The sequence below is a fragment of the uncultured Bacillus sp. genome, assembly GCF_958411575.1.
Lineage (GTDB): Bacteria > Bacillota > Bacilli > Bacillales > Bacillaceae > Bacillus > Bacillus spizizenii.
In genome coordinates, this window is sequence record NZ_CATYRA010000007.1 from 202205 (window position 1) to 220130 (window position 17926).

The following is a 17926-nucleotide window of genomic DNA, read 5'->3' on the forward strand; positions in this document are numbered from 1 at the left end:
ACCTTTTTTAAAGCATTCACTTTAAGCTGAATGCTTTTTGTCTTGAAGGCAGTAAATATAAACTGGTAGAAAAGTTATATCGAATTAATGTTAATTAAGTTAAATACTTTACCTAATTTTGTATTTGTAGTACCGTATAAAATATTACATAAATTTTAAAGGAAGGGTGCTGCCGCATGGCTAATGTATTAATGATCGGTTTTCCCGGTGAAGGACATATTAATCCGTCTATCGGTGTAATGAAGGAGCTGAAATCACGGGGAGAACATATTACTTACTACGCAGTGAAGGAATACAAAGAAAAAATTGCAGCTCTTGATATTGAGTTTCGTGAGTATCATGATTTTCGAGAAGATTACTTCGGAAAAAACGCAACAGGAGATGAAGAAAGAGATTTCGCAGAAATGATCTGCGCCTTTTTGAAAGGCTGTAGGGATATTGCGACTCATATTTATGATGAAGTCAAACATGAATCGTATGATTATGTCATATATGATCACCATTTACTGGCCGGTAAAATCATTGCCAACCTGCTGAAGCTGCCGAGATTTTCATTGTGTACTACCTTTGCAATGAATGAGGAATTTCTAAAGGAAATAATGGGTTCTTACATGAAAGGGTCAATTGAAGAATCGTCACATTATGAATCTTACCAGCAGCTTGTAGAAACATTAAATGCTGATTTTCAAACAGCGATCAAAAAGCCATTTGACGTTTTTTCTTCAGATGGGGATTTGACGATTGTCTTTACATCAAGGGAATTTCAGCCAATGGCTGATCAATTCGGCGATCGGTATGTATTTGTCGGTCCTTCCATTACAGAAAGGGCCGGAAACAACGATTTCCCATTTGATCAGATTGACAATGAAAACGTGCTGTTTATTTCAATGGGAACCATTTTTAACAATCAAAAGCAGTTTTTTAATCAATGTCTCGAGGTATGTAAAGACTTTGACGGAAAAGTTGTGCTTTCCATCGGCAAACATATTAAAGCAAATGAGCTAAACGACATTCCGGAGAATTTCATTGTACGCCCGTATGTCCCACAGCTTGAGATCCTGAAAAGAGCCAGCTTATTTGTAACCCACGGGGGAATGAATAGCACAAGTGAAGGTTTGTATTTTGAAACCCCGCTCGTAGTCATTCCGATGGGTGCTGACCAATTTGCTGTAGGAAATCAAGTGGAAAAAATAGGCGCAGGAAAAGTGCTGAAAAAAGAACAATTATCAGAAGGCCTTCTGAAAGAAACAATTCATGAAGTGATGAACAATCCCGTATATGCTGAAAAGGCAAAAGACATTGGCCAATCATTGAAAGCGGCAGGCGGATCTAAAAAAGCGGCCGACAGCATTCTTGAAGTTGTGAAACTCAAAACTCAATCAGCCAACGCATAATAATAAATGCCTGTTCTTATCAAAAGAACAGGCATTTTGGCATTTTCGTAAGAAAGCAGAGGAAGGGATTTGACACGACGATAGAGAATTGATAAGAAAAACAGACAAGAAAGGAGGAAAATCTGCTCCATTTAACAATAGAAAACCATCATTTTTACCCCCGCTTAATTAGTTCCTTAGACTTTCGAAAAATATAGGCAGCTTATGTAAAATGTTAGGTGTTTATTTGATTTAAAGGTCGAACGATGCTGAAATTGCAGCCAAATGTTTGAAAAGGATGTAACTTGCTGAAAAAGTGACGATAAAACTGATGTGTTCCATTTTTGGAAACGAAATACTAACTGTTTTTGCGCTATAAACAGTTTAGGAGGTTGAATGAATGAAAAAGAAGATTGTAGCCGGCTTGGCTGTTTCCGCAGTTGTCGGGTCATCGATGGCCACAGCACCCGCGGAAGCAAAAACGATAAAAGTAAGAAGCGGTGACTCTCTGTGGAAGCTTTCCCGTCAATATGATACGACAATATCAGCTCTGAAATCCGAAAACAAATTGAAATCAACGGTGCTTTATGTCGGGCAAAGCCTTAAAATTCCTGAAAGCAGTAAAAAAAGCACGACATCCTCACCAAGCTCAAGCAAAACATCAACATACACAGTTGCATATGGTGATTCGCTATGGATGATTGCTAAAAATCATAAAATGAGTGTTTCTGAGCTCAAAAGCTTAAACAGCCTGACCAGCGATCTGATTCGTCCTGGGCAAAAGCTTAAGATTAAAGGGACAAGCAGTTCAAGCGGCTCAAACGGATCGAAGAAAAACAGCGGTTCCAATTCTTCAGGCTCTTTGAAAAGTACATATACGGTTAAGCTTGGTGATTCACTGTGGAAAATTGCAAACAGCTTAAATATGACTGTAGCTGAATTGAAAACCTTAAATGGCTTAACATCAGATACCCTTTACCCTAAGCAGGTACTCAAAATAAAGGGGAACAGTTCACCTAAGAGCGGAAACAGCGGTTCCAATAAGCCGTCAAACTCCAATTCCTCAAAAACAACTACATACAAGGTAAAAGCAGGCGATTCGCTGTGGAAAATCGCGAATCAGCTCGGAGTCACTGTGCAAAGTATCCGCGATAAAAACAATTTGTCATCTGATGTCTTGCAAATTGGACAGGTTCTGACCATCTCGGGAACAACAAAATCTAACAATTCAAATCAGACAAAGCCAAAAGACAACTCAGGATCAAACATTCAAATAGGTTCGAAGATTGACAGAATGATAACAGAAGCGAAAAAATATGTCGGGGTGCCATACCGCTGGGGCGGAAACACGCCTGCAGGTTTTGATTGCAGCGGCTTCATTTATTACCTCATTAATAATGTATCATCGATATCAAGATTGAGTACGGCAGGATATTGGAATGTCATGCAAAAAGTCAGCCAGCCGTCAGTCGGAGACTTTGTCTTCTTTACCACATATAAATCCGGCCCGTCTCACATGGGGATTTATCTAGGCGGCGGAGACTTTATTCATGCAAGCTCATCAGGCGTCGACATTTCCAATCTCAGCAATTCATACTGGAAACAGCGCTATTTGGGCGCAAGAAGTTATTTTTAAAAATGAGTATGACAAAAAGCCTTTTTATAGGCTTTTTTGTTTATATCAGAAAATGATTGACCACACTGTTAGAAAAAACAAGGGGGAGACAGTATGTACCGTCTCTTGCTGTTGATGATGGTGACGGCACTGGGAGTTGCGGGATGCGGACAAAAAAACCCTCATGACCCTCCTAAGCGGGTACCGGAAAAAGAAGTGATTGAAACGTCAGCGTTTGGTCATCATGTCCAGCTGGTTAATCGTGAAGGCAAAGCAGTCGGTTTTATAGAAATCAAAGAATCAGAAGACGAGGGACTCGACATTCATATTTCCGCAAACAGCCTGCGCCCCGGCGCTTCACTCGGTTTTCATATCCATGAGAAAGGTTCATGTGTCAGGCCGGATTTTGAATCAGCGGGAGGCCACTTTAATCCGCAAAACAAAGAACACGGCTTCAACAATCCGATGGGGCATCATGCCGGAGATCTACCGAACCTTGAAGTTGGTGCTGATGGAAAAGTAGATGTCATTATGAATGCGCCGGACACCTCACTGAAAAAAGGAAGTAAACTAAATATTCTCGACCAGGACGGAAGTGCGTTTATTATTCATGAGAATGCCGACGATTATTTGACAAATCCTAGCGGCAATTCAGGTGCGCGTATCGTCTGCGGAGCCCTTTCCGGCAATAACGAGAAACAGTAATATCATCCAAGCCCTTTTGTATTGAGCATACAGGGGCTTTTTTAGTATACTCGTTAATGGAATACGAATAAGAAAGGGAACTTGTCTATGACAACTCAATTACAGCACTTAACATTGCCGGAAGATATACAACAAAAGCTATTATCATATAAAGATCAGCCGATTTCCCCAGAGTTTCAGTCGCTCATCGGGACATCAGGCTATGAGGCGGACGATGAAGCGATTTTATTCGACGCCATTATCGCCTTAGCCATGGGAAAAAATGTCCTGCTGAAAGGGCCTACAGGATCAGGAAAAACAAAGCTGGCAGAAACATTGTCCAGCTATTTTCATAAACCGATGCACAGTGTCAACTGTTCAGTTGACTTGGACGCAGAAGCCCTGGTCGGCTATAAAACGATTGAAAATCAATCTGGCCAGGCGACGATCGAGTTTGTTTCAGGGCCTGTCACAAAAGCCATGAAAGAAGGCCATTTTCTTTATATAGATGAAATCAATATGGCAAAGCCGGAAACACTGCCTATTTTAAACGGTGTATTAGATTACAGAAAAATGATGACAAATCCGTTTACAGGCGAAGTCATTCGGGCTAAAGAAGGCTTCGGAGTCATTGCAGCCATCAATGAAGGCTATGTCGGAACTGTTCCGCTGAATGAAGCATTGAAAAACCGTTTTGTCATCATCGATGTGCCTTATATTAAAGGCGAGCTGCTGAAACAAGTGCTCATGTCTCAATCAGCCCTGCAAGATGAGAAATTGATTGACCGGTTTATCACGCTTTCCTCTGACCTGATCGTTCAAGCCAATAACGGACAGGTATCTGAAGAAGCGGCATCCATCAGAGCGTTAATTGATACATGTGATTTAGCCGCTTATATTCCGCCGCGTCGAGCCATCGAGCGGGGAATTGTAGAGAAGCTTGATGATGACCGGGAAAAGGCGGCCGTCCGAAATATCGCAGAAACTCTGTTTGAATGAGGGCGCTGCGATGAAATTTATCAAATTTAATGACAGCACAATAGATTCATTTTTATTTATGATGCTCACTGATTTGGCCAAAACACTCACCAAGAGTGAAGCGGTAGAAGTGGAGTATGGCGTTCAGTCCTATTACAACCCATTTGAAAAGAAAATCTATATGAGCCACTTTTGGAAAGACAGGGCGGCGGAGGACATGGAAGCGGGTCTGAAAAGTGACGTCTACCTGCGTTCGGTCGGAACGAGATATAGCTCGCTGCACGAGTTTGCAAACTTTTTGAATGATATCCATCAGCATCTTACGTTCAAAAGTTTTGCCAAGCAGCTGTTTATGCTGCTTGAGGACATCAGAATTGAGGAATGTATCAAACATGAGCGCCCGGGTACGAAACATGTATTTGCGAAGCGAAAAGACATGTACAGAAAACACTTCTCCACCCAGCTGACTTTAAATTTAGAGCGAAGCATTTTTACGGATGCCCTCTTTTGCGCGATCTATGTCAAGCTAACAACAGAATCACCGCTCGAGACCCTTCCGTGTATGCGTGAAGATATCGATCTGATGCGCCCGTTTATTGAGCAGCAGCTCCTGCGCGTGTATGAAGCAGATTCGACGCGGCAGGTTCTAAAAATTGTAGAAGACCTTATGGACGGACTTGAAGAGGTGCTCGATAAAGACATGTTGAACACCTACTTCTTTTTGCCTGAGCTTGACTACGCGAAAGCTGCAGAACAACCGTTATTTGTAGATGAGAAAAAAGCGCCGAAGCTGAGTGATGACATCACACTTCCAAAAAAATCAGACGGTGATGAGGATATCCATGAAGAAGAAATGCCGACATGGCACCGGGAAACAGAAGCACCGTCTAAAAGCTTCCTTCAATTTGATATTGAACACGGAGCAAAATCAGATTTAGGAAAAGACGCTTCAAGGGAAGGCGATGATGGAGATCAAGCCCTTGGCTCTGTCCAGGGATCAGCCAGACAAACAAAACGGAAAGACTATTCCAAGCTGGAAGCGCTGGAGTCCCAAAAAGACCAGCCGAACGGTGCGGGTATGGCTGACGGCAAAGAAAATAAATACGCATTTCCGATTTATAAAGAACCGCAGAAGGCAACGAGTGAAGAAGAGCTTTCTTATAAACAGCAGGCAAAAACGATTGAATCGTATCAAAAGCGTTTAAAACAAATGATTCAAAAAACGCTGGAGCATAAAAAAACATTGCCTAGAACAGACCTTCATGCCGGACGGCTGAACAATAAGCTTCTCCGTTACTTCACTGAGCGAAATCCGCGTCTTTTCTACAAAAAACAAGAACCATCATCAGAAATTGACGCGGTTTTTACATTGCTGGTCGATTGTTCTGCCAGCATGTTCGACAAAATGGACGAAACAAAGCGGGGAATCGTGCTGTTTCACGAAGCGTTGAAATCGGTAGCGGTTCCGCATCAGATTGTCGGCTTTTGGGAGGATACAAACGATGCGACCGAAACAAGCCAGCCAAACTATTTCAATACGGTTATTCCCTTTCAATCATCATTAAGACAAGAGGCTGGACCGGCAATTATGCAGCTTGAGCCTGAGGAAGATAACCGTGACGGCTATGCGATCCGGCAGATGACGAAAAAAATGTTGCAGCGCAGCGAGGCGCAAAAGTTCTTGATCGTTTTTTCAGATGGAGAGCCGGCCGCGTTTGGCTATGAACAAAACGGGATTGTCGATACAAGTGAAGCGGTTATTGAAGCCAGAAAGAGAGGAATAGAAGTGATAAATGTTTTTCTCTCCAACTCAGAAATAGAAGAATCGCAAATGAAGACCATTCAGGACATGTACGGAAAATTCAGTATATTTGTCCCGGATGTTGATGAGCTACCGGATGTTCTGTATCCGCTGCTGAAAAAACTACTCCATAAAAGCATAGGATAGCCCTTTATCCTATGCTTTTTGGCGTTTCTTTTTTCAAATGATTAAATTTTTGTTTTTTATAAAGGTTTTTTACTATTTTGTGAACAATCAAGGTAGAATCAAATTGCAAACAGTGGTAAAATATCGTTGGAAGCGTTTTTATTACATAATTTTGGACACAGCGTTCGAAAGTTATTTTAAGATAGTGAATCATTCACTTGATTATCTAAGTTGGGGGTAATATTCAAATGTTTCAAAATAGTATGAAACAACGAATGAATTGGGAAGATTTTTACGGTCCGAACCTCGGCTATGCGCTGGAGCTTTACGATCAGTATACCCAGGATCCGAACAGCATTGATCCGGATCTAAAGGAAATGTTCGACGAGCTCGGTGCTCCGCCAAGCGATATAAAAGAGGCCTCGGGAACAAAAGAAAAGGGACGTGTTACAGCCGATCTGATTCAAAAGATCGCATCCGCAGTCAGACTTGCAGAAGATATCCGAACCTATGGCCATTTAAACGCTTCCGTCAATCCGCTCAGAAAGGATGGTAAAAAGAGCGAACTCTTTCCATTATCCGATTACGGGCTAACAGAAGAAGAAATAAAAGCAATACCTGCGTCAGTGATTTGCAAAGACGCTCCTAAAAACATTACGAACGGTTTAGAAGCCATTCAGTATTTACGAAATACGTATAAAAGAACCATCTCATTTGAATTTGACCATGTGCATGACTTCAAAGAGCGTGAGTGGCTGACAAAGATGATTGAATCCGGCGAGCTGTTCCAGAAGAACTCAGCTGAAAAGCTGTCGGCTGTGCTGGAAAGACTGACAGAAGTAGAGGGCTTCGAGCAGTTTTTACACCGCACATTCGTCGGACAGAAGCGCTTTTCCATTGAGGGATTAGACGCTCTAGTTCCAGTGCTGGATGACATTATTGCACAATCTGTCAAATCTGGCACGACGAGTGTCAACATCGGGATGGCGCACAGGGGGCGCCTGAATGTCTTGGCACACGTGCTCGGCAAACCGTATGAAATCATTTTCTCAGAATTCCAGCATGCGCCGAACAAAGATCTTGTCCCGTCTGAGGGATCAATCGGAATCAGCTATGGATGGACAGGGGATGTCAAATATCATCTGGGGGCCAATCGGGAGCTTCAAGACGCTGAAACAAGATCAGCGCGCATTACGTTAGCAAACAACCCGAGCCACTTGGAATTTATCAATCCGATTGTTGAAGGCAGCACGAGAGCGGCACAGGAAACGAGAACACAAAGCGGATACCCGGTGCAAGATGAAACAAAATCGCTTGCCATTTTAATTCATGGAGACGCTGCATTCCCTGGGGAAGGAATCGTCGCTGAAACATTGAATTTAAGTTCTTTAAAAGGGTATCAAGTAGGCGGTGCGATTCATATTATCGCCAATAATATGATCGGATTCACAACAGAAAGCGCTGAATCAAGATCGACAAACTATGCCAGTGACCTGGCGAAGGGCTATGAAATTCCGATTGTTCACGTAAATGCGGACGATCCAGAAGCCTGTCTTTCAGCTGTTAAGTTTGCGGTCGAATACCGAAAAACATTCAACAAGGACTTTCTGATTGACTTGATCGGGTACAGACGCTACGGACACAACGAAATGGATGAGCCGTCTACCACTCAGCCGATGCTGTATGATGCTGTCAGAAAGCATCCGACCGTCAAACAAATTTTCGCCGAAAAGCTCGTAAATGAAGGCGTGCTTACCGAAGAAGTTGTTCAAAACATCGAAAAATCGGTAACGAAGCGCATTGAGGATGCTTATCAGAAAGTGCCGGCTAAAAAGGAACATACCGCCTCTGAAATTGAACTTCCAGAGCCTGTTTCAAACGGTTTCCCTGATGTGGACACATCCATTGATTTTGATGTGCTCCGTAAGCTGAATGGCGAATTAATCAATTGGCCGGAGTCATTTAACGTTTTCGGCAAGCTTAAGCGCATTTTAGAAAGACGCGCCAAGGCGTTCGATGATGATAGAAAAGTGGAATGGTCTTTGGCTGAATCACTTGCGTTTGCTTCTATTTTGAAAGACGGAACACCGATTCGTTTAACTGGGCAGGATTCCGAGCGCGGAACGTTCGCCCAAAGAAACCTTGTGCTTCATGACAGTGAGACGGGCGAAGAATTTGTGCCGCTGCATCACTTATCTGACTGTGACACATCTTTTGCTGTTCATAACAGCCCGCTGTCTGAAGGATCGGTTCTCGGCTTTGAATACGGCTATAACGTGCATTCACCGGAAACGCTTGTCATGTGGGAAGCGCAGTATGGAGATTTTGCCAACGCTGCTCAAGTGTATTTTGACCAATTCATTTCTGCAGGACGCGCGAAATGGGGCCAAAAATCCGGATTAGTCATGCTTCTTCCGCACGGTTACGAGGGACAGGGGCCCGAGCACTCAAGCGGAAGAATCGAGCGGTTCCTGCAGCTTGCCGCGGAAAACAACTGGACGGTTGCCAACCTGACAAGCGCTGCACAATATTTTCATATTTTAAGAAGACAGGCCAAAATGCTGCTTCGTGAAGAAATCAGGCCGCTCGTCATTATGACGCCGAAGAGCCTTCTTCGTAATCCGAATACGGTTTCGGAAGTGCAGGAGCTCAGCGAAAGCCGCTTCCAGCCTGTATACGAACAGTCCGGACTTTCTCATGACTATGAAAAAGTAACCAGACTTGTATTATCCAGCGGTAAAGTGTCTATAGACATCAGCGACCATTTCAATAAGCTAGAAGACGGTAAAGAGTGGCTTCACATTGCGAGAATTGAACAGCTGTATCCATTCCCGGCAAAAGGAGTCAAAGAATTATTTGCAAAACTTCCGAACCTGAAAGAAATCGTTTGGGTGCAGGAAGAGCCGCAGAACATGGGGGCCTGGAGTTATATCAGCCCATATTTGACAGAGATTGCACCACAGGGAGTAAGCGTTCAATATATTGGACGAAGAAGACGATCCAGCCCTGCAGAGGGAGATCCGACAGTTCATAAAAAAGAACAGGAACGTATTGTATCTGATAGCTTGACTCGCAAAAACTAAGGGGGAAATGAAAAAATGGCGGAAATTAAGGTACCTGAATTAGCAGAATCAATCTCAGAAGGAACAATAGCCCAATGGTTGAAGCAGCCTGGTGATTATGTAGAACAGGGTGAATATCTGCTTGAACTAGAAACGGACAAAGTAAATGTTGAATTGACAGCAGAAGAATCGGGTGTACTTCAAGAGGTATTGAAAGATTCGGGTGATACCGTCCAAGTTGGAGAAATTATCGGTACGATTTCAGAAGGCGCGGGTGAAAGTTCTGCCCCTGCACCTTCAGAGAAAGCTGAAAGCAAAGATAGCGAGAAAGAAGAGAAGCAGGCTGAACCAGCTGCAAAAGAGGTTAGCGAGGAAGCACAAGCCGAAGCAAAATCAAGAACGATCGCTTCCCCTTCAGCCCGTAAGCTGGCAAGAGAGAAAGGAATTGACCTGTCTCAGGTTCCAACGGGAGATCCGTTAGGAAGAGTGCGCAAGCAGGATGTCGAAGCGTACGAAAAACCAGCGTCAAAACCGGCTCCTCAGAAACAACAGCAGCCTCAGGCTCAAAAAGCACAACAAAGCTTTGATAAACCTGTCGAAGTGCAAAAAATGTCACGTCGCAGACAAACGATTGCAAAACGCCTTGTAGAGGTACAGCAAACATCAGCGATGCTGACTACATTTAATGAAGTAGACATGACGGCTGTCATGAACCTCAGAAAACGCCGCAAAGATCAATTCTTTGAGCAAAACGAAGTGAAGCTTGGCTTTATGTCTTTCTTCACGAAAGCGGTCGTTGCTGCGTTGAAGAAATATCCGCTGCTCAATGCGGAAATTCAAGGCGATGAGCTGATCGTTAAGAAATTCTACGACATCGGGATTGCTGTTGCAGCTGATGAAGGCCTTGTCGTTCCGGTTGTACGGGATGCGGACCGTTTGACATTTGCAGGCATCGAAAAAGAAATCGGTGACCTTGCGAAAAAAGCAAGAAACAATAAATTAACCCTTAGTGAGCTTCAGGGCGGTTCCTTCACCATTACAAACGGAGGGACTTTCGGTTCACTGATGTCGACTCCGATTTTAAACAGCCCTCAAGTCGGTATACTGGGCATGCATAAGATTCAACTGCGCCCTGTAGCAATTGATGAAGAGCGTTTCGAAAACCGTCCGATGATGTATATCGCTTTATCTTATGATCACCGGATTGTTGACGGTAAAGAAGCGGTTGGTTTCCTAGTGACAATCAAAAATTTACTGGAAGATCCTGAACAGCTTTTATTAGAGGGATAATAAAAAAAGGTACATCACGATAAAGTGATGTACCTTTTTTGATGCGTATTTAAAGGGACAGATTGCTGCTGTTGGATGCAGTTTGTTTCTTTTTCGCTTTTTTTGACCAATATGTTGCTAGCATGGAACCAGAAAGGTTATGCCACACACTGAATATCGCGCTAGGTACGGCAGATAGCGGTGAGAAATGAGCCGTGGCGAGTGCCGCCCCAAGTCCTGAATTTTGCATGCCAACTTCGATTGCAATTGCTTTTTGAGACGGATAATCCATTTTTAAAAGCTTTGCACAAAGAAATCCAAGCAAATAACCGATTCCGTTATGCAGGATAACAACAGAAAAAATGAGCAACCCTGATTGAAGGAGATTTTCCCGGTTGCCGCTGACGACAGCTGAGACAATCGCAACGATGCCAATGACAGAAACAAGCGGAAGGGCATGTACGGCTTTTTCCACTTGTTTTCTAAAAAACATTTTGACGATCACGCCTGCGATGATCGGAAATAACACAGCCTGTAAGATTGAAATAATTAAAGACCCTGGCGAGACAGGAAGCCATTCTCTGGCAAACAGCATAATCAAAACTGGTGTTAAAACAGGTGCCAACAAGGTAGAAATTGTTGTAACAGCAACAGAAAGAGCCGTATTTCCTTTTGCTAAAAATGTCATGACATTAGAGGCTGTGCCGCCAGGACAGCAGCCGACAAGAATAACACCCACTGCGATTTCAGCTGGAAGATGCAGCCCAAATGAGAGGCCGAAAGCAACGAGCGGCATGATGGTATACTGAACAATTACCCCGATAATGACATGCCAAGGTTTTCTGATCAGTTCTTTGAAATCATCGGCTTGCAGTGTAAGACCCATTCCAAACATGATAATGCCAAGAAAAATCGTAATATAAGAACTGATCCATGTAAAAAAAGACGGGAAAGTAAATCCCAGCACGGCAAAAACAATGACCCATATGCCAAAGGTTTGTCCCGCGAAATGACTTATTTTTCTAATGATGTCCATCAAAACACTCCTTACACATTTATCAAGAACTTCAGCAGAAATTCTCACAGATTTTGAGGCATTCTCTTATTATAATTAATTTTCTGAATAATTCAATATTAGTAGATGGATTGACTTTTAATAGAAAACAACAAATACATTATGTAAACTAATTAAAATGTTCTTGACTATATAGGAAGATATTCTTACAATGAATCTTTATAATGGTTAGATAAAATAGGAGTGATAGGGTGAAGGAAGCGAATCAATGGTCTTCGAAGCTCGGCTTTATTTTAGCTGCGGCAGGATCAGCTATCGGGCTTGGTGCGATATGGAAATTTCCATATGTAGCGGGAACCAGCGGAGGAGGCGCATTTTTACTTATTTTTATTTTATTTACGGTTTTAATCGGACTGCCTTTATTGTTAGGTGAATTCATCATAGGCAGAAAAACACAGAAAGATGCCGTACAATCCTATAAAACACTTGCTCCGGGAACGAAGTGGCATTGGATCGGTTATTTAGGAATGGCGACGTGCTTTATTCTTTTATCTTTTTACAGTGTCGTCGGCGGGTGGATTTTAATTTATATTACAAAAGGCTTTACTGGAGGTTTATCGCAAACATCTGGTTTTGATACGATATTTGCAAGCACGATTTCAAATCCTTATCTCGCTGTAGGAGGCCAGCTGCTCTTTATGGTGGTGACAATTTTAGTTGTTGCAAAAGGGGTTAGCAGCGGAATTGAAAAAGCAAGCCAAATATTAATGCCAGCGCTTTTTATATTATTTGTTATTTTAATGGTGCGTTCCGTTACACTTGATGGCGCGATGGAAGGGCTCAAGTTTTTCCTGATGCCCGATTTAACCGCGATTGACGCCAATACGATTTTATATGCGATGGGCCAATCCTTTTTCTTATTAAGTGTCGGTGTATCAGTCATGGTAACGTATAGCTCTTATTTAGAGAAACAGGAAAACGTTGTGCAGTCCGCTGTATCAGTAACTGTATTAAACATGCTTGTTGCTGTAATGGCAGGAATTGCGATTTTTCCAGCTGTATTTTCATTCGGCCTCAAACCAGACCAAGGGCCGGTTCTGTTATTTAACGTGCTGCCGACTGTGTTTAATCAAATGCCATTCGGAATTATCTTTTTATTAGCATTTTTAATTCTATTTTTATTTGCAGCATTGACATCCGCTTTCTCAATGCTGGAAATTTTGGTCGCAGTGCTTTCAAAAGGCGATGTCAATAAGAGAAAACGATTCGCTTGGTTAGGCGGAATTGCTATTTTTATTGTCGGAGTGCCGTCTGCATTATCCTACGGTGTCTTAAGTGACGTCTCTCTATTTCACTTGTCTATTTTTGATGCTGCCGACTATCTTGTAAGCAATATTTTAATGCCGTTAGGCGCGTTATTGATTTCTATTTTTGTCCCGCTAAAAATACCGAAACAGGATTTGTTTGACGAGCTGAAAAGCGGTTCCAATCTCAAACGAAAGTGGTTTGCGGTTTGGCTGCTGCTCATTCGTTATCTATCTCCTGTTGCCATCATCATCGTATTTTTGCATGTGGTAGGCATTTTTTAAAACACGAAGCCCCCGTGAAAAGGGGGCTTTTTTTAATAGAGTTTCCAAACGACTTCTTTTGCCCGCTCGAAACGTTTTTCTGCCTCGCGCCAATCCACGACATTCCACCAATGATCAACATAGCTTGCCCTGTCATTTTTATATTGCAAATAGTAGGCATGTTCCCATACGTCAAGCGGTAAAAGAGGGATCACATCCCATTGGCTGAAGAGCTGGTGCTTTTCTGCCGTTAAAATCTCCAGCCGTCCCGATCGGGGAGCCCAGACCAGAATGGCCCAGCCGACACCTTCCACTTTTTTAGCGGCCTGAGTAAAATGTTCTTTAAAGGCCGAGTAGCTTCCAAATGAAATATCAATCATTTGGAACAATGCTCCTGTAGGACGCCTTTTTCCGTTTGGATGCATCGAAAACCAAAAAATACTGTGCAAATAATGGCCTGCTCCATGGAATGCAAGCTCTCTTTCCCAATGAGTGATCAAGTCATAATTCTTTGATGCTCTCGCTTTTTTTAGCTCTGTTTCTGCTTTGTTTAGACCATCAACATAGCTTTGATGATGCTTCGTGTGATGAAGGACCATAATGTCGCGTGATATATAAGGTTCTAAGGCGGAATATTTGTACGGAAGCTTTGGCAGCACATGTTTCCCTATAGGGACGTAAGCACGTCTTTCACTTGTATCCTCTGATTCTGTAATATCCCGATAAAGGGCAGCAGCCTGTTTATACCAATCTTCTTCTGTTGTTTGGTCATCTTCCAGCGCTTCAATCATTTTGTCAAATTGATCTTCAAACTGTTCAAGCTGTCCTCGCTTTTGAATCTGATCCTTCAATGCTTCACACCAATTGAACATCTCCGTTTGATAAGATTCACGTTTCATTTGCTGTCTCCTTTTCGATAGAATTCAAATACTTCCCGACAGCCAGCAAAGAGAATACATATGGATAACTGTGATAGCGGATATAAAATTGCTTTGGCAATCCGATTCCGGCTGGATAGGCCAAGCTATCGGCGCCATGATAACTGCTGTCAGTAAGGTATTGCATGCCTTTCACAACAGATGGGTGTTCGGAACTTTCGTATGTGAGCAAAGCGTCTAAAGCCCAGGCCGTTTGTACAATGGTTCCTTTATGAAGCGGGACGTACGTTTTGACTTCGGCGCTATTACAGGATTCTCCCCAGCTGCCGTCATCATGCTGTATGGATTTGAGCCAGCGCAAGGCCTTTTGTATAGCAGGGTGCTTTCGGTCAACTTCGCAGGCATGCATACCCGTGAGAGCAGCCCATGTGCCGTAAATGTAGCAAACACCCCATCTCCCGTACCATGACCCATTTTGTTCTTGATGTTCGAAAAGCCAGTTCACAGCGCGCTGAATATGTTGATGTTTCTCAGTGAAACCAGCTTTCTCGCCTAAAAAGTGCAGCACACGTCCGGTGAGGTCAGCGGTTGAAGGGTCAACTGCCGCGTCCTCGGCGGATTCAAGCGGGAGAAGGCGAATTAGAGGATGGTTCACATTTTTTTCAAAAGCAGAAAATCCGCCGTCATTGTTTTGCATCGATAAAAGCCAAGACACCCCTCGCTCCCAAGCCGAAGGAGAATAACTGTGGGGAATCGCTTTTAATACGGCTGCAGTGTCGTCACAGTCAGGGTTATTTGTATTGATGTTTGAAAAGCCCCAGCCGCCGGGCGCTGCACTCGGGTTTTTGACAGACCAATCTGCTCTTTTGGTATGCTGGCGTTCTAGCAAATAGGCAGCTGCTTTTGTAATAGAGCCGTCTGTTTCGGTCACGCCGTTTTTTTGAAGGGCATAGCTGATCAAAGCTGTATCCCAAACAGTTGAAGTAGAGTTTTCCAGATAAGGAATCCCGTTGCACTTTGTCATCAGTGATTTGATGCCGTTAATCGCCCTCTTGATAACAGGAGAGTAGCGTGACACACCAAGTGACAGAAGGCTGTAAACCATAAATATGGTTGCGCTTGCGTAGCTGTATAATGTTCCGTCTTTTTCAATCCGGTCCAGCATATATGTTTTAGCCGTCTGTAAGCCGAGCTGCTGAAAAGCAAAGGGTGCATGGAAAATGCGATTCCAATGTGACCAAATAGACGTGAGATCTCTTTCTTCAAAAGCATCTGATCGAAGCCAAGTGAAAGGGTTTTTTGTCATGTGCGGATCGAGATGGCGAAGAGATGGAATATTGCGGTTTTTAAGAACAAATCGCTGATTGAGTGTTACAGCCATAGGAGCAAAATGAATTCGGGCATATGCGCTGAACTGATAGAAATGAACTGGTAACGTTGGGGGGAGCGCCATGAGTGATAATGGTAAATACAAGACAGGCCAAGGATACAGCCCGTTCACGGCAAGCATCCATTTTGTCATGAAATGAACATGTCTCAAACCGCCATGTGAGATGATAAATTGTTCAGCTTTCCTCATGTGCGGGTCAGATCGGTGAAAACAACCTGAAGCCAGCATCCCGACATATCCTTGGACGGTAGCCGTTATATTACCGCTCGTTTCATCGGGATAATTGATGAATGTGCCGTCGGGCTGCTGTTTTTCACGAATGCCGGCTGCAAGCGCTGATATTAGTTCTTTTTCATTCTCGCCTTCATCTAGTGAGGTGAGGAGCAAAATAAAAAAGGAATTTGTCATGATTGGTCCTTCAAAGCAAAATGTCCACGAACCGTCAGCATTTTGCCTGTTTTTTAACTCTGCAATGGTTTTCTTTTGATAACGCCTCACTTTCTCCTGAAGTGTGCCCATCACGCTCAACTCCTTCAGAAGCATATATATTCAGCGTCTTTTACAGCCATTACAGAAAGAAAAAAACTGCTGGCAGGCAGCAGTTTTTTGACATACATGTTAGTCTTCGAGATTTATCCATACACTTTTGACTTCTGTGTAGTTATCTAAGGCATATGATCCCATTTCTCGTCCGAGTCCTGACTGTTTATAACCGCCAAACGGAGATGCTGCGTCAAACACATTATAGCAGTTTACCCAGACGGTTCCGGCTTGAAGACGGTCCGCGATATAGTGGGCATGCTTGACGTTCTCTGTCCATAGTCCGGCTGCGAGTCCATATTCTGAATGATTCGCTCGTTCAATGACTTCATCGACTGTTTCGTACGGAATAGCAGTCAGCACCGGTCCGAAAATTTCTTCTTTTGCGATGGTCATCTCGTCTTCAACATTCGCAAACACAGTCGGTGCGACAAAATATCCTTCTTCAAAAGGACAGCTTCCGCCAGTCACTGCTTTCGCTCCTTCGTCTTTTCCTTTTTGAATATAGGAAAGAACGCGTTCGTGCTGTTCCTTGCTCACGAGAGGCCCGATTTGTGTATCCTTATGAAGTCCCGCTCCTTGGCGGAGTGATTCAGCATAGGACACCATCTCATCAACAACTTCATCATATTGGTCTTTATGAATGAAAACGCGTGAGCCCGCACAGCAGACTTGGCCTTGGTTAAACATCACACCGTTTAAAGCGCCTGGGATCGCTTTTTTCAAATTCGCATCCGGCAAAAGAATATTAGGTGATTTTCCGCCCAGCTCCAATGTAACCCGCTTAATGCTTTTGGCAGCGGTGGCCATGATTTTCTTTCCGATTTCAGTGGAGCCGGTAAAGGCAATTTTATCAACCGCTTCATGGTTCGTCAGCGCTTCTCCCGCATCTTCACCGAATCCCGGAATGATATTGATGACACCGTCAGGGAAGCCGGCTTGGTCAATCAATTCTGCCAAATAAAGAGCAGAAAGCGGTGTTTGTTCAGCCGGTTTGAGCACGATTGTACAGCCTGTTGCAAGAGCAGCGCCCATTTTCCACATCGCCATCAGGAGCGGGAAATTCCATGGAATAATCTGGCCGACGACGCCCACAGGCTCATGGCGCGTATAATTAAAATAAGCGCCGGAAACCGGAATCGTCTGTCCTGTTATTTTTGTACACCAGCCGGTGTAATAGCGCATATGCTCAATAGCAAGCGGTATATCTCCATTCGTCGTTTCATTTATCGGTTTCCCGTTATCAAGCGTTTCAAGTTGAGCAAGCTCAGTTTTATGCTCTTCCATTAAGTCTGCCAGCTTATACATCAGTCTGCTTCTCGAAGCCGGAGACATTGTTCTCCATTCTCCTTGGTCAAAGGCTTTCCGGGCAGCTTTAACCGCTTTGTCCACATCCGCAGCCTGGGCTTCATACAGTGTCATCAAAGTTTCGCCGGTCGCCGGGTTGGGTGTGTCAAATGTTGCCCCTGAGGCACTCGGAACAAACTTTCCGTCAATATAAAGCTTTTTTGTTCCTTGTAAAAATGTCTCCAGCCTTTTCGTCACTTGCATCGTTAAAGAACTCATCTGTAACAAACCTCCAGTCATTTTTTATGGTCTGTTTTGAGATTCTTGGTGATAGCACATT

At 43.5% G+C, this 17926-nt stretch carries 12 protein-coding genes; 8 read left to right on the plus strand and 4 right to left on the minus strand.

Going from position 1 to position 17926, the window contains the following annotated elements; all coding sequences use genetic code 11:
• The first annotated feature begins 176 nt into the window (after window positions 1-176).
• The 7 genes from Q5C82_RS13605 to odhB all read left to right on the plus strand — a co-directional run bounded on the left by Q5C82_RS13605 (window position 177) and on the right by odhB (window position 10929).
• Window positions 177-1394, plus strand: a complete 1218-nt coding sequence (locus Q5C82_RS13605) for a macrolide family glycosyltransferase (RefSeq protein ID WP_003220110.1) — start codon at window positions 177-179, stop codon at window positions 1392-1394.
• Window positions 1395-1773: 379 nt separating this feature from the next.
• On the plus strand, window positions 1774-3009 hold the full coding sequence (gene cwlS / locus Q5C82_RS13610) for a D-gamma-glutamyl-meso-diaminopimelic acid endopeptidase CwlS (RefSeq protein WP_003220112.1): 1236 nt from the start codon (window positions 1774-1776) through the stop codon (window positions 3007-3009).
• Between the two features lie 93 nt (window positions 3010-3102).
• Window positions 3103-3693: a superoxide dismutase family protein gene (locus Q5C82_RS13615; protein WP_003220114.1), complete on the plus strand. Its 591-nt coding sequence runs from the start codon at window positions 3103-3105 to the stop codon at window positions 3691-3693.
• 87 nt (window positions 3694-3780) lie between these two features.
• Window positions 3781-4671: a MoxR family ATPase gene (locus tag Q5C82_RS13620; RefSeq protein WP_003220117.1), complete on the plus strand. Its 891-nt coding sequence runs from the start codon at window positions 3781-3783 to the stop codon at window positions 4669-4671.
• Between the two features lie 10 nt (window positions 4672-4681).
• Window positions 4682-6598, plus strand: a complete 1917-nt coding sequence (locus Q5C82_RS13625; RefSeq protein WP_003220121.1) for a nitric oxide reductase activation protein NorD — start codon at window positions 4682-4684, stop codon at window positions 6596-6598.
• A gap of 227 nt (window positions 6599-6825) precedes the next feature.
• Window positions 6826-9660 carry a 2-oxoglutarate dehydrogenase E1 component gene (gene sucA / locus Q5C82_RS13630; protein WP_003220123.1) on the plus strand — a complete coding sequence of 945 codons (2835 nt, stop codon included), beginning with the start codon at window positions 6826-6828 and terminating at the stop codon, window positions 9658-9660.
• A 15-nt stretch (window positions 9661-9675) separates the two neighbouring features.
• Entirely contained in the window at window positions 9676-10929 is a 1254-nt protein-coding gene (odhB, locus tag Q5C82_RS13635; RefSeq protein ID WP_003220126.1) for a 2-oxoglutarate dehydrogenase complex dihydrolipoyllysine-residue succinyltransferase, read from the plus strand.
• Between the two features lie 49 nt (window positions 10930-10978).
• Here odhB and Q5C82_RS13640 read toward each other — a convergent pair whose 3' ends face one another.
• Window positions 10979-11944, minus strand: coding sequence for a bile acid:sodium symporter family transporter (locus Q5C82_RS13640; RefSeq protein WP_003220128.1), 966 nt, complete (start codon window positions 11942-11944; stop codon window positions 10979-10981).
• A 230-nt stretch (window positions 11945-12174) separates the two neighbouring features.
• On the opposite strand from Q5C82_RS13640, the gene Q5C82_RS13645 reads away from it, so the two are divergent.
• Window positions 12175-13512: a sodium-dependent transporter gene (locus tag Q5C82_RS13645; RefSeq protein WP_003220130.1), complete on the plus strand. Its 1338-nt coding sequence runs from the start codon at window positions 12175-12177 to the stop codon at window positions 13510-13512.
• Window positions 13513-13544: 32 nt separating this feature from the next.
• Here the strand turns inward: Q5C82_RS13645 and Q5C82_RS13650 are convergent, their stop codons facing one another.
• From Q5C82_RS13650 to dhaS, 3 genes are all read right to left on the minus strand, one after another.
• On the minus strand, window positions 13545-14390 hold the full coding sequence (locus Q5C82_RS13650; RefSeq protein ID WP_003220132.1) for a superoxide dismutase: 846 nt from the start codon (window positions 14388-14390) through the stop codon (window positions 13545-13547).
• Window positions 14380-16278 (minus strand): prenyltransferase/squalene oxidase repeat-containing protein, encoded by a 1899-nt coding sequence (locus tag Q5C82_RS13655; protein ID WP_003220134.1) that lies wholly within the window; start codon window positions 16276-16278, stop codon window positions 14380-14382. Before Q5C82_RS13655 ends, Q5C82_RS13650 begins: the two co-directional genes overlap by 11 nt.
• 99 nt (window positions 16279-16377) lie before the next feature.
• Entirely contained in the window at window positions 16378-17865 is a 1488-nt protein-coding gene (gene dhaS / locus Q5C82_RS13660) for an aldehyde dehydrogenase DhaS (RefSeq protein ID WP_003220135.1), read from the minus strand.
• Window positions 17866-17926: the final 61 nt, after the last annotated feature.

What these genes read in the sequence shown, in the direction of transcription:
- odhB (WP_003220126.1), top strand. Translation starts at nt 9,676, where the DNA reads ATGGCGGAAATTAAGGTACCTGAATTAGCAGAATCAATCTCAGAAGGA.
- Q5C82_RS13615 (WP_003220114.1), top strand. Translation starts at nt 3,103, where the DNA reads ATGTACCGTCTCTTGCTGTTGATGATGGTGACGGCACTGGGAGTTGCG.
- Q5C82_RS13605 (WP_003220110.1), top strand. Translation starts at nt 177, where the DNA reads ATGGCTAATGTATTAATGATCGGTTTTCCCGGTGAAGGACATATTAAT.
- sucA (WP_003220123.1), top strand. Translation starts at nt 6,826, where the DNA reads ATGTTTCAAAATAGTATGAAACAACGAATGAATTGGGAAGATTTTTAC.
- Q5C82_RS13625 (WP_003220121.1), top strand. Translation starts at nt 4,682, where the DNA reads ATGAAATTTATCAAATTTAATGACAGCACAATAGATTCATTTTTATTT.
- dhaS (WP_003220135.1), bottom strand. Translation starts at nt 17,865, where the DNA reads ATGAGTTCTTTAACGATGCAAGTGACGAAAAGGCTGGAGACATTTTTA.
- Q5C82_RS13620 (WP_003220117.1), top strand. Translation starts at nt 3,781, where the DNA reads ATGACAACTCAATTACAGCACTTAACATTGCCGGAAGATATACAACAA.
- Q5C82_RS13655 (WP_003220134.1), bottom strand. Translation starts at nt 16,278, where the DNA reads ATGGGCACACTTCAGGAGAAAGTGAGGCGTTATCAAAAGAAAACCATT.
- cwlS (WP_003220112.1), top strand. Translation starts at nt 1,774, where the DNA reads ATGAAAAAGAAGATTGTAGCCGGCTTGGCTGTTTCCGCAGTTGTCGGG.
- Q5C82_RS13650 (WP_003220132.1), bottom strand. Translation starts at nt 14,390, where the DNA reads ATGAAACGTGAATCTTATCAAACGGAGATGTTCAATTGGTGTGAAGCA.
- Q5C82_RS13640 (WP_003220128.1), bottom strand. Translation starts at nt 11,944, where the DNA reads ATGGACATCATTAGAAAAATAAGTCATTTCGCGGGACAAACCTTTGGC.